The 12,868-nt window shown below is 46.5% G+C and carries 9 protein-coding genes and 1 pseudogene; 9 read left to right on the forward strand and 1 reads right to left on the reverse strand.

The genetic code is table 11. The annotated features are described in order from the left end of the window. The first annotated feature begins 121 nt into the window (after positions 1-121). From MHB49_RS09395 to MHB49_RS09430, 8 genes and pseudogenes are all read left to right on the forward strand, one after another. Positions 122-2,791, forward strand: coding sequence for a LuxR C-terminal-related transcriptional regulator (locus MHB49_RS09395; RefSeq protein ID WP_405155935.1), 2,670 nt, complete (start codon positions 122-124; stop codon positions 2,789-2,791). A 135-nt stretch (positions 2,792-2,926) separates the two neighbouring features. Then, positions 2,927-5,020 carry an S-layer homology domain-containing protein gene (locus MHB49_RS09400; protein ID WP_405155936.1) on the forward strand — a complete coding sequence of 698 codons (2,094 nt, stop codon included), beginning with the start codon at positions 2,927-2,929 and terminating at the stop codon, positions 5,018-5,020. Positions 5,021-5,232: 212 nt separating this feature from the next. Then, positions 5,233-5,562, forward strand: a pseudogene (locus tag MHB49_RS09405) (GNAT family N-acetyltransferase); the annotation flags it as partial. A 120-nt stretch (positions 5,563-5,682) separates the two neighbouring features. Next, positions 5,683-6,108 carry a GNAT family N-acetyltransferase gene (locus tag MHB49_RS09410; protein WP_405157094.1) on the forward strand — a complete coding sequence of 142 codons (426 nt, stop codon included), beginning with the start codon at positions 5,683-5,685 and terminating at the stop codon, positions 6,106-6,108. A gap of 37 nt (positions 6,109-6,145) precedes the next feature. Beyond that, positions 6,146-6,586 (forward strand): GNAT family N-acetyltransferase, encoded by a 441-nt coding sequence (locus MHB49_RS09415; protein ID WP_405155937.1) that lies wholly within the window; start codon positions 6,146-6,148, stop codon positions 6,584-6,586. A gap of 106 nt (positions 6,587-6,692) precedes the next feature. Then, complete coding sequence (locus MHB49_RS09420) at positions 6,693-7,115, forward strand: hypothetical protein (RefSeq protein WP_405155938.1); 423 nt, start codon at positions 6,693-6,695, stop codon at positions 7,113-7,115. A 199-nt stretch (positions 7,116-7,314) separates the two neighbouring features. Then, positions 7,315-8,535: an RtcB family protein gene (locus MHB49_RS09425; RefSeq protein WP_405155939.1), complete on the forward strand. Its 1,221-nt coding sequence runs from the start codon at positions 7,315-7,317 to the stop codon at positions 8,533-8,535. A gap of 19 nt (positions 8,536-8,554) precedes the next feature. Then, a complete protein-coding gene (locus MHB49_RS09430) occupies positions 8,555-9,733 on the forward strand; it encodes a DUF4272 domain-containing protein (RefSeq protein ID WP_405155940.1) in 1,179 nt (392 codons plus the stop codon). Between the two features lie 110 nt (positions 9,734-9,843). Here MHB49_RS09430 and MHB49_RS09435 read toward each other — a convergent pair whose 3' ends face one another. After that, positions 9,844-10,884 (reverse strand): LacI family DNA-binding transcriptional regulator, encoded by a 1,041-nt coding sequence (locus MHB49_RS09435; protein WP_247901584.1) that lies wholly within the window; start codon positions 10,882-10,884, stop codon positions 9,844-9,846. Positions 10,885-11,403: 519 nt separating this feature from the next. Here MHB49_RS09435 and MHB49_RS09440 point away from each other — a divergent pair. Then, a complete protein-coding gene (locus tag MHB49_RS09440) occupies positions 11,404-12,780 on the forward strand; it encodes an ABC transporter substrate-binding protein (RefSeq protein ID WP_405155941.1) in 1,377 nt (458 codons plus the stop codon). Positions 12,781-12,868: the final 88 nt, after the last annotated feature.

Raw genomic sequence — 12,868 nt, forward strand, 5'->3', positions numbered from 1 at the left:
CGTTACTTCTGTTCAAAAATGTGTGGGGCATAGCCGGGGTTCCTAGTATACTTAGTGTATCTGAATGTACATACAATGAATCGGAAAACAGGCACCATGGTGCTGATTCAGGAGGATCTCAATGCAACAGGAACATAATACTGGTCTCCACGGGGACTGGCTTCAATTTATGATTTTAACAACCAAACTGGAACTGCCACCCTTGCCAGCGGATACAATGGATCGTCCAAGGCTCAATGTGCATCTCGAAGAATTGTTCCAAACCAAAGTTACCTTGTTGACTGCCCCGGCGGGTTCAGGAAAATCAACACTTCTTGGCAGCTGGGTGAGAAGTGAAGCAGTACATGCGGCATGTGTCTGCCTGGATGATAAAGATCAGGACCCGCTTCAGTTTTGGCTTTACATTATTCATGCACTGGATCGAGTGAGAGAGGGGCTCTGTGGAGAAGTCCTGCCACACTTTTTGCAACGGTACCCGATAGATCCAAGTTCAGCATTAATATTATTATTGAACCGCGTTGCTTTGACCAGTCAACATACACTGCTCATTCTGGATGACTATCATGCAGTAACCCGGCCCGAGATTCATGAGCAGATGCAGTACTTTATTGAAAATCTTCCCCGCTCTATTCATCTGATACTGTCAAGTCGCACCTATCCTCCCTTCAAGCTTGAGAAGCTGCGTCTGCGAGGGGAATTGAAGCAATTAACGCTTCAGGAACTGGCGTTTACGGCAGAAGAAGGTATTGAATTTTGCCAGGAAATTATGCAATTGGATATTGCCGGGGGGGATGCGCGTGGCTGGGTACAACAGACAGAAGGCTGGGCTGCCGGATTGAAGCTGCTTGCTTTATCTCACGCATTGGGTGCAAACTCGTTGGTCGGCCCAATACATGAGATATCGTCTTCTCTGACTCATGAAGTTCAAGGACAGACGGGGCAGAGATCGATTTCGGAGTATCTGCTGGAAGAGGTGTTTCAGCGTCAGTCACCGGAAATGCAGCGGTTTCTGCTTCGAACAGCGATCACGAGAAGAATGAACAGCGGTCTATGCCAGGTATTAAGTGGTATGCAGGAAGCTCCACAATTGTTAAGGCAGCTGGAGAAGGAACATCTCTTCCTTATTCCGCTTGATCGGGAAGCGAACTGGTATCGTTATCATCATTTGTTCTCTGCATTCCTAAAGCGTGAACTGGCCCGGTATGGCACAGATCAGGTGAATGAATTGCATGTCCTTGCTGCACATTGGTATGAGCAGCAAGGATACCCCGCTGAAGCGCTGGATCATTATATTCTCGGACAGCATATGCAGGATGCAGCCAGACTGTTGGAAGAGTTGTTTGCCCATTTTATTATGGGAGAGTGGTGGACGCTCCGGCGGTACTTCGATGTTTTGCCACTGGAAATTGTGAAGGCACGTCCAAAATTATATATGTCCTACCTGTTTCTTGTTGCGCGTGAAATGCCTTATGGACAGATGGTGAAGCAGCTTGATGAACTGGAACACGTCATCCGGGTGCAACTGCAAGGTCAGCTTGAACCTGAGATTATCGGGTATTTGTTGCAAGTCGTTTGTGTGATGCGAGCCTACATGGCATATCTGAACAGAGATTTGGAGGGGCTGGCTCATTATTTGGTGTCCTACATTGATCAGGGATATCCCGACGATATTGCCTTTCAGTATATGGACTATGATCGGAGAGAAAGCATGCGTCTACGCAGCTTTCATGGCGTGAATGGCTACTTGAGGCGTGGGGAAGCTTGCTTCGCTAAGATTACAGAACGTTGGTATGCTGAACATGCCTATGTAACGTCGTACTATGGTGTCGGATATGGTGAAATTTTAATGGAACAGGATCGATTACCAGAAGCGGTATGTTATGCGGACCGAGCGCTTGAAGTGGCTTTACAGATCAAGGTAGCTGCGCTGCTCGTTCCTGCGTATATACTCAAGGCCAGACTTGAACTTACACTGGGCAGACCGGAGGAAGGTATGAAGCTGCTTCAACAGGTTACGGGTTTATTATCTGTGAAGGATATGGATTACTGGCAGCCAGCACTGGAAGCACATCAACACCGAATTTTACTTGAAATGAGTCCTGTGGAATCGGCCCAAACCATTCTGGTTAAGGCAGTAGGCGAAGATCGTATGGCCGCTGAGACCAGCTGTGATCAGATCTTCCATGCCATGGTCCGTATACGTGCGATGATCGTCCTTGAGCAGTATGATCTTGCGCGAGAGGAACTGAGACGAATTCGCAAGCAAACTGAAGAGCGTGACTGGCTAACTGAACAGGTAGAGTGTGCTCTGCTGGAGTCAATCATGCTGCAAAAACAAGGCATCTCCGATGCTAGTGTTGCAGCTTTATCGCGTGCTCTGGTGCTGGGGGGACCGGAAGGATATATCCGTTCATTCGTTGCTGAAGGTGAGCAGATGAAGCGACTGCTGCAGCAATATCTGTATCTTCTCCGTACGAAGGCGATACAGGATCAAGGTGTGAAAATGGCTTATGTGAAGCGATTATTATCGGCATTCGCAAGAGACAAACGGGCAAGGGGCCTCTCCTATGTAGGGGAGGCAAACCCGGATACGAAGGAAGTGGGTCTAAGCCCGATGGAGCAAAAAATATTCGGTTATATCGCTGAGGGCCTTACCAGCAAACAGATTGCTGCCGAGTTTGGTATCTCACCTGGCACTGTTAATACACACATTCGCCGAGTGTTCGCAAAGCTGGGTGCGAGTAGTCGTACGCATGCTGTGCAAATTGCTGAGCAGCGGGGATTGTTATAATGTGATGAAACAATGTCTACTCTTTTGTAGACTGTTTTCGAACTAAGGTCTTTCCTACAATGAAGATAATCAATTAACGCTGACGAGCCTTTGCTGACATCAGGGTTATGTTCATGTGGGAGGTAACATAAAGAGATGTTAACACGTATATCCAAACGAAAAGTTCGTACAACAAATAAGATTCGTAGAGTTTCGCCTTATTGGGCAGCCCTTCTGTCTTTATCAGTCATTGCTGTTCCCGGAACAGTGAGTGCAGCTGCCGATGAAGTAAGCATTCGTGATTTGCAGCAGGCAGCACCGTGGGCCAGGCAAGCCATTGAAAGGGCTGCTGAGCAACAGATGATTCTGACGGATGAAGCAGGAAATTTCAACCCGGGTGCAACGTTGACAAGAGGTGACCTTGCTTACACCCTTGCACAACTACTGGATATGAACTTGCTGACGTCGGCTCCGCTTCCTAATCTGTTATTTAAGGATATGGATAGTTACGAAGAGAATGTATCCTATATTCAAGCTCTCAAATTGGCCGGAATTATGAATGGTTATCCGGATGGAACGTTTCGTCCTGGCGGTCTGGTGACAAGGGAAGAACTGGCTACGACGATCATTCGCGCGCTTAAAATCAAGGGATATGATGAAACATTAAATTTGACCAAACCTTTATCTTTTAAGGACACAACTCACATTAGTGCCTGGGCTTTGCCAAGTGTACAACAGGCGGTTGAATTGGGGATCTTGAAAGGGGAGAATGGCAACTTTGCTCCCAAGCGCTCTACTTCCAGGCAGGAAATGGCCGTAATCGCATTACGCACAACCGAAGTTATTAAAGCACTTGATGAAGCTGCGAGCCAGGGGGGCGCCAATCCGGAATCCAATTCTAATGAGCCAGGAAAGGTAACTGAAGTGCAGGGTACAACTTCAGGCGGCAATAACGCAGGAAACGCAAACGGTAATTCCGGGGCGACGCCAGGAAATGGAAGTGGAAATGGAAACGGAAACGGAAACGGAAGCACGGGTGGAGGAAGTGGATCCACGCCTACCAATCCGACGAATCCTTCCACTCCTTCCAACCCAGGTACAGCGAACAAGGCTCCGGTGGTCAGAAGTGGCGGTCTGCCAGATCAGGAACTTACCTTGGATCACAACTCACTGGACTGGCAAGCCTCTTCTTATTTTAGTGATCCAGATGGTGATGAACTGCAGTTCAGCATCATAGCAGGAGATGAAGCCATCGTTTCTTCCACGGTGGTGGGCCAAGTGATTCGACTTGTACCACAGGCTGCTGGTGAAACAACGCTGACGATCAAAGCTGTCGATGATCAGGGCGCAAGTGTCACCGCGCAGCTTAAGGTTAAGGTACAGGCCAATACGATAAGCCGCCAATTCCCTGATCCACATCTCGCAGGAGCCATTGCTTATTGGTTGCAAAAGGATGTGGATGATCCGCTGACCAAAGATGAATTGGTGGAAGCTCTCGTACAGACCAATGGGGGATTATATGCAAGGAATGCAGGCATTTCCGATCTGACCGGAGTGGAGATATTCAAAGGCATGAATGTAACCGAAATAGACCTATCCGGAAACGAAATAAGCAAGGCGGATGCCTCTGGATTTGATCGCTTGAATTGGCTGGATTTATCAGGTAACCAACTGACGGAGATCAATGTTACTGGACTGAATCAGCTGGAATATCTGAATCTCGCGAACAATCGACTTTCTTTATTGGATGTGAACGGACTACATTCCTTGCAGGAACTTGATATGAATAGTAATGAGCTTGTTCATTTACCTGTTGGCGTTGCTGAACTGTCTGATTTGCAATACTTGAATGTAAATGACAACTCCATACGACTGAGAGAAGAGCCTGATTTCACTTTGCATCAAACATTGCTGCAACGTTTGTCCATGTATGATTTTGATGATGCTCCCCCTGTACTGGTGGAGGCGCCTGCGGGTAATACCGCTTATGTTGGTGAAGAAGAGGCCGAGATCGACCTGGCATACATGTTTGAAGATGAAGATGACGAGAGTTCGACACTTGTTCTCACTGCGGATTCAGCAGATCCACAACTGGCTGAAGTCAGAATGGAAGGACAGAAGTTATACGTTAAAGCTCTTGGATTTAGCGAGATCCCGATTCAGATTTACGTGCAGGCAAGAGACATATTGGGCAAAATGGATTCGGGATATGTAGAAGTCATGCTCAAGATAAGAGAAGAATTGCTTTGAAATAACGAATTGAATAAATAGTACGTTGAACGCATCTCCCATGGAGGTGCGTTGTTTTATTTTATATGGAATCAGATCATGTTAAAATATGCAAGAAATGAATACGGCTGCGATTGACAACGTCATACGATGATCAGCTGGAAAGAAGGAGCACTCTCATGTTATCGATTCATAAAGCGGAGTATCAACACAAATCAACGTTGCGCAATCTGATGGAATTATACAAATATGATTTTACTGAATATGACCCGGAGGACGTCAATGAAAACGGGTTATACGAATATGTGTATCTGGACCATTATTGGACAGAAACGGGCAGACATCCTTTTTTATTCCGGGTAGAAGGACAGCTGGCTGGATTCGCACTTATCCGTGAAATCGGGAGTGAACAGGGAACAAGGATATATCAAATGGCAGAATTTTTTGTAATGAAAAAATACAGAAAACTCGGAATGGGTGCACAAGCCGCCATTCAATTGTTCAACCTTTTCCCTGGGACATGGAAAGTAGCGGAGTTGGAGACGAATGTGCCTGCTCAGGCTTTCTGGCGTAAGGTTGTTGCACGTTATACCCATAACAAATACCAAGAGGTTAGAGAGCCTGACTGGGAAGGGCCCATCCAAATATTTACCACATGTAATAACGAGAAAGGGGAGAATAGGATGTCCCAAATCAACATCAATTCAAGTACTTCGGAGGAATCAGAATATGTTCGCCAGCAGCTTATCGAATTTAATGCTGCGCATGTGAGCGAGGAATTAAGGCATCGTTACGAAGAATTGAATTTTAACATCAAAAATGGCGACGGAGAGATCGTTGCAGGTGTGCTTAGTACACTTTGCTGGAACTGGCTGGAGGTTGATATTCTTTGGGTGGATGCAGAGCAACGGCAGCAAGGTTATGGTTCCCAATTGCTGCGTGAGGTTGAACGTATTGCGCGCGAGAAATCCTGTGACTTCATCCAATTGAACACATTCTCATATCAAGCACCGGAATTTTACAAGAAGCATGGCTACCAATTGATCACAACGATCGAGAATGCACCGACCGGACACCGTCATTATTATTTTAAAAAGGACCTAACTTAAGGCAACGTATGCGAAATAGGAAAAAATCAGGAGGGTTATGATGATTACCATTAAAGCAATCGAACTTGAGGATTTGCCGGCGCTAAGCCAATTATACAACGAATTGATGGGTACACCGACCAATGAACAGCAGATGCAGAAGATGTTTCACTATATCCAGCAAAATGGACACTACCATGTACTTGGTGCTTTTTACAACGGCGAACTGGCTGGATCGGTGATGGGTATTGAATGTATGGATCTGGCGGGTCAGTGCAATCCCTTCATGGTTGTGGAGAATGTGATTGTATCTGATGGGGTACGAAGACAAGGAATTGGTCAGAAGCTTATGCTTCAGATTGAGCACATTGCGAGAGATCTTGGATGTGAATACATGATTCTGGTGTCTGGCGATCAGCGCAAAGAGGCTCATATTTTCTATGAAAAGCTGGGCTTTAAAGATGAGAAAGTTCAGGGATACCGGAAGCATTTTAATTAATCAATTTAGCACGGAAAATGTCTGATCGGTAGAAGGACTACTTAAGGAGCAGGGCGAATAAGGCATAGTCTCGAAATAAATGAACTGATATGAGGGAGGCACTCTCGTGTTCAAAAAATGGGCTAATGTCTTGATGATTCTGAGTCTGGTATTCGCTGTATGTTCCCCAACATCCTATGCCGCTGCCAAGACGGTTAAAGTGACCGTGACGCTTGTCAGTGCAGAACTGGTGGAAAACAATTCCGTTGGTAATGAATGGGCCATTGGGGCAAGTGTGAACGGCAAGAGCCTGGATGAGGGTTCCTCCGTCACGTTGAATCTGAAATCCACAGATACGCTGAAACTAAAAGCCATTGCTGAGGAGCAGGACAAAATCCCGGATCTCGGAAGCAAAAGCATGAATGTTAAAGTTTCCTCCATTTCCAAATCAATCAACAAGACTCTATCGGTTGTCGTGACGGAGAACAGAGGCCGTTATTCGGGTAACACAGCGACATGGGAGTTTAAGTTTAAGATCAGTAAGAAATAAAATAGGACTAATTATGTAAAAGAGAGCCTAGCTCTCTTTTTTTTACTTTATACTGATATCTTTGAACTGAAGGAATGTATAGTTTCGGGAAAGGTCTCTCTTTGGTAAAATAAAGAAAGTTATGGGCAGGGACGTATAGATTTCAATGTACATATTTATTTGTAAATTTTAATGGAGACAAAGGGAGGTCAACCATATTATGCGTATCGTAGATAACATTAAAGTTTGGGGGGAGCCGCTGGAGAATGCGGTAAGTCAGGCGGTGACTTGCTCGCAGTATGGAGATGTACTGGGCGTGGCTTTAATGGCGGATCATCACAAAGGATATTCACAACCCATTGGGGGCGTGGTTGCCTACCGGAACATGATCAGTCCGTCAGGGGTTGGATATGATATTGCCTGCGGTAACAAGGCTGTGCGTACCAACCTGATGTGGGATGATATCCGGGATCAGATTGTCGTGATTATGGATGACATTCATTCGACGATATCCTTCGGCGTAGGCCGTAACAATTCAAAGCCTGTAGATCATGAGCTGTTTGACGATGCCAGCTGGAAGCTGTTTGATTCCATTGAACCCGGATTACAGCACAAATTGAAAATACTCGCGCGCAACCAGCTCGGGACGGTGGGAAGCGGCAATCATTTTGTGGATATTTTTGTAGAAGAGGCAACAGGTAAAGTGTGGATTGCGAACCACTTTGGCAGCCGCGGCTTCGGTCACAAGGTTGCGAGTGGTTTTCTGAATCTGGCTGCCGGACGTAAGTTTAGCGGCAAAGCGCCGGGAGAATCGATGGATCAGCCGCCGACATTGTTTGACCTCAAGAGTGAAATGGGTGATATGTATTGGGACGGGATGACGCTGGCCGGCCGATATGCTTATGCGGGTCGTGACTATGTAATTGAACAGGTTCTCGGCATTCTCGGGGCGAGCGCAGAGTACACGGTTCATAACCATCATAACTTTGCCTGGAAAGAACAGCATATGGGCGAAGAAGTGGTGGTGGTCCGCAAAGGAGCAACGCCCCTCGCCCCGGGCCAGCTTGGTTTTGTGGGAGGCAGCATGGGAGATATCTCGGTCATTGTGGAGGGGATCCACAGCGAGGAGAATACCGAGTCGTTTCGCAGCACCGTACATGGGGCTGGACGCATCATGAGCCGAACCCAGGCGGCTGGTAAAATGAATTACAAGCTGCGTACACGCATGGGCGGCGAGATTAGCGAAGAACAGATGCAAGCGGCGATCCGTGCCTATGGTGTGGAGCTTCGGGGAGCAGGAACGGATGAAAGTCCATTTGTGTACAAAAAGCTGCAGGACGTGCTGAATGCGCATGCGCATACCTTGAAAATTAACCATACTCTTCGCCCCGTAGGTGTCGCCATGGCCGGAGGGAACGAATTCGACCCGTATAAGGACTAGAAAGAAGAAGGTGAACCTCATGAGAAATTGTGCGATATACAGCTCCCAATTTGATCTGGATCAGCTGTATGAAATGATTCAATCCATATACCCTCAGGATACCATTGAGCGTAAGGAAGACAAAACCCACATTCAAGTGACACGCAAGAAGCTGTTCAGTAAGAAGACGAAGGGCTTTAATATCATGACCAGCCATACACATCCTGAGGAATTTACCTCCATGATCCAGGGGATGCTGGGATTTCTGAGTCAGATCGAGGGGAAGAATCCTTCGCTACAGGAAAAGGTACTGATTAAATGCTCTACACTGAATATGGTTGTTGGCATCGAGACCGAAGAGGACATCTCCGAGGAGTTCTTCAATGAGTTATTGCATCTAGCCGATGCTCTCGATGCAGTCATCTTCTGGGGTGGTGGCTCCCTGCTGAATGCGCAAGGTCAACTGCTGTTGGATGTCAACGGAGAATCCGAAGTGGAGGATTATAAAGTGACAGCCCACACCAGTTTTCTGGACGATGTCAGACCCCCTTCGGAATCTGCAATGCTGCGCAAAGAGCGTTCGGAGCAGCTTCTGACAGAGCAAGGAATCCCATTCAATGCTCATCTGCCTGCAAGAGCGGGGGATGAGCATACAAAGATCCGTAGTGTCCAAGAAGTGGCAGAGCGTGCGGTAGCCCTCTGTATTGCAGCTCTCAAGGGTGAGTGCCTGGGAGCGGGGGAGAGCGCAGAAGATACAGCAGCGCTGGTCCAGGAAGTGATCGACAAGTATGATGCAGCTTCATTCTTTTCACCTGTGGAGAGAAGATTTGTGGAGCAGCATGGGGCAGAACATCAGGAGGTTATCTCCTTTTCATGGGGATACGAGGCTTATCATGTGATGTTATGGGCACTTGGCTACGTCAAGGAACTTGGAGCTCCAGTAAATCTTTGTAACGTAGGACAAGATGTGGGTTATTTGCAGCAATGTGACGATGTTGAGGCTTTTGTATATGGGTCACAGCTTCGCTCCAAAAGTGAGATTTTGGATGCAGCAGACCTAATTTACCGGTACAACTGGGTGTGTGTGGACAGTCGTGTGAAGGAGCAAATCCCTCCCGCAGGCCTCAATGGAGGAGTGGCCTACGAACGTCACCGTGCGCTGAATTGGCTGATCTGTTATCTGGATCAGGATTGGGATGATGTGCGGACAGATACGTAGAATGGACTTTTACAATCAATTATTGTATATGGTACCCAAACTTGTATACCCCCAGGCCAGTTGAACACTGGTTGTGGGGGTGTTTTGTTGTTTTTGAATACCGTACGATTTTAACTGCTATGCCTTCCGTATTGTTCCCGAATCATGACATCAGCAAGAATCAGCTTTTTCTCTACATTGCTCTCCGGGTTCACAATACGCCATAACATCTGGTCGACTGCACGTGCACCAAGCAGCTCCTTGTTCACATTCACTGTGGCAAGCACCGGTATATTGTCGTATACATTATCGAAACCGGTGACAACGCACTGATCGGGTACGCGAATTCCCATGCTCTCCAGGGCCTCAATGGTGTAAAGCGCGAAGAAGTCATTGGCACAGACAAAAACCTCAGGCAAGTTCTCCTCATTAATGACCGAAGTAAACGTTTTATGGAAATCATCCACATCCGGGCTGCTCAGTTGCGGGATCTGATTCAGGTTCAAGCCGTGTCCCATCAATACTGAAGTATAGGCCACCCAACGTTCATAGAAGCTGTGAGCATCACTGGTGTTTCCAACAAACTGAAACCGTTTGAATCCCTTGCGCAGAAGATAGAGCATAATGTCACGCATGGATGCAAAATTGTCGGTGAAAATACTGTCACTATGAAAGACTGGGTCCAGATGATCCACCATGACGACGGGAATGCCCAGACGCTTGATTTCAAGCAAAATCGGTGTTGAGATGGAACCCACCGTAATAATGCCCCGAATGGCATCCGGGTTCAGCAGTGTAAATAGCTGATCCGCAGAAGGCTCTGTCAGGGTGAGGATATTGATGCCTTTCTGATTCAGTCTGGATGATATGCCGTTAAAGACCGGCCCCCAGTATACGGATTCCTGATTTTGATAACGAACATTGGGAAACAAAATCAAAATGGTGCCACTCCACCGCGTATTATGCGGGTCCTGAAGTTCATTGCTGCTATACATATCACCAGATAACATGCTGTTATCTTTGAAATATCCAAGCTTGCCAGCGGCCTTGAGAATAACATCTCGTGTCTGTTCACTAACACCTGATTTTCCGGACAGTGCCCGTGATACCGCAAATTTCGACAGACCTGTAAAATGTGCAATTTCCTGAATAGTTACCTTCGTCTTCATCATACCATCCTTACACTCGTAGTTCTGCCGTATTCCTTACCATGGGTAATAAAGCTGTTTCTAGTATATCATGATGTATTTCTCTTAATCTAATAACGGCTGGAGAAGTGAAAATGTTAGTGTCCCATACATGTAACGACGGAAAAAGACCTCAGTGATGGACATGTTTCAGGAGAAAAGGCGAATTTTGAAATGTAATATTATCTTTTTGTTATTTTATAAAATAACAAAATTGGCAAGAGTCTTTCCGTTTTGAATATGGGAGTACTTAGGATGATTTTTGAATAATATCCTGTTCAAATAAGGTTAAAAGCGATATGACAGCATTTTAGCAGAATAATTAGAAAATGTTAACAATAAAATTGTTGACGCTTACATTTCTCTATGTTAAATTTTGTTTGTCTAAAACAAACAATGAAATAACAAATGGTGGTGGTTGTCGAATTACATTAGGGGAATTGGAAGTCAGTGGATTATGCCGGACCATGATTTGTATACACATTCGGGGAGGTTGTTAAATTCATGATAAGAAAATGGAACGTTTTGCCGCTGATGTTATTGGCCATAATGCTTTTTGTATCCGCTTGCAGTGGCGGTGGTACGGCTCAGCCGGGCACGGATGCAACAACCAATTCGGGCAATAGCACTGGAACCGCTGAGACAGACAAAGAAAGCGAAGCGGAAGAAGTGGCCGTCGATGTGCCGGATTTGGGTGGACGTGTCATCAAGGTTGCGGCCTGGTGGGATCTGAAGCCGGCGGGGGAGACCGCATCGGATAAGGCGAGACTGGATAAAATCGCTGAAGTCGAGAAGAAATACAACGTAAAAATTGAGTTTGTAAACGTACCGTTCGAAGAATACATGAATAAATTCACAACAACTGCGCTGGCTGGCGAACCTTTCGCAGACATTGTTCAGATGGAATACAAATCCGCACTACCCGCCATCCTCAAAGGGCAGCTGCTGCCTATCTCCGAATTCACCACAGCTGAGAACAACATCAACCAAGAGGCAAACCTGATTGCGAAATATCCTGCCATCGCAGGCAACGACTACGCATTCGATTCTCCAACCAGCATTGGTTTGGGACTTCATTATAACCGAGACTTGTTCAAGAAACTTTCCCTGCCGGATCCTCAGGAGCTGTACAACAAAGGCGAATGGAATTGGGACAAATTCATGGAACTGGCAAAACAGGCTACCAAAGATACGGATAACGACGGAAAAATTGACGTATATGGGTTCTCCGGCTGGGCGATTGACGTGCTTCGTCACTTTACTGCCGCCAATGGAGGCACGATTGTAGATGACGAACATTCAAAAGAAGGATTATCCGATCCGAAAACGATTGAAGCTGCCGAATTCGTCAAACGCCTGTATAACGTAGAGAATGTTGTGAAAGTCAAAACAGGCGACAAAACGAACTGGGAGGAAAGCAACACATTCAAGGATGGAGATGTGGCGTTGTTCACTGCTGCAGAATGGCAGTTGGGCGATATCACCTTTGCTGCTGGAGTCGTACCCATTCCGAATGGCCCTCAAGGCAGCAAGGATGTAACTTACGCCAACAACGCTGCCTCAGCCAAATTCATTCCAAAAGGTGTGGAAGATCCCAAAATCGTATACCAAATCTATGAAGAGACCTTCGATATTCCGCAGATTGAAGAGTACCCAGGTCAGGATTACCTGGAAAGCCGGTATACCGATGAAAAGGATATCGCCATGATTCGCGAACATATCGCTGGAACGGGTCGTATCCTGCTGGATGATGCCTATACGGGATATCCAATCGGTGACTATGTAAATGACATTATTAAAAACAATGCTTCTGTTACGGCAACAGCTGAGAAGTATAAAGCACAGGCACAAGCCGCAGTCGATAAGCTTGGCAAACAATAAAACCAGCATGATTCAGTCAGGGGTGCCTCGTGTCCGGGCTCGCGCACGGGTACCTCTTTTCCTGTATCACCAATTGGGCATTGCTGGC

Source organism: Paenibacillus sp. FSL K6-0108 (assembly GCF_045040695.1).
In the GTDB taxonomy this organism is placed as follows: domain Bacteria; phylum Bacillota; class Bacilli; order Paenibacillales; family Paenibacillaceae; genus Paenibacillus; species Paenibacillus pabuli_B.

Bases quoted from the DNA above. Each gene is read 5' to 3' on its own strand.
- MHB49_RS09395 (WP_405155935.1), top strand. From the start codon at position 122: ATGCAACAGGAACATAATACTGGTCTCCACGGGGACTGGCTTCAATTT.
- MHB49_RS09400 (WP_405155936.1), top strand. From the start codon at position 2,927: ATGTTAACACGTATATCCAAACGAAAAGTTCGTACAACAAATAAGATT.
- MHB49_RS09410 (WP_405157094.1), top strand. From the start codon at position 5,683: ATGTCCCAAATCAACATCAATTCAAGTACTTCGGAGGAATCAGAATAT.
- MHB49_RS09415 (WP_405155937.1), top strand. From the start codon at position 6,146: ATGATGATTACCATTAAAGCAATCGAACTTGAGGATTTGCCGGCGCTA.
- MHB49_RS09425 (WP_405155939.1), top strand. From the start codon at position 7,315: ATGCGTATCGTAGATAACATTAAAGTTTGGGGGGAGCCGCTGGAGAAT.
- MHB49_RS09430 (WP_405155940.1), top strand. From the start codon at position 8,555: ATGAGAAATTGTGCGATATACAGCTCCCAATTTGATCTGGATCAGCTG.
- MHB49_RS09435 (WP_247901584.1), bottom strand. From the start codon at position 10,884: ATGATGAAGACGAAGGTAACTATTCAGGAAATTGCACATTTTACAGGT.
- MHB49_RS09440 (WP_405155941.1), top strand. From the start codon at position 11,404: ATGATAAGAAAATGGAACGTTTTGCCGCTGATGTTATTGGCCATAATG.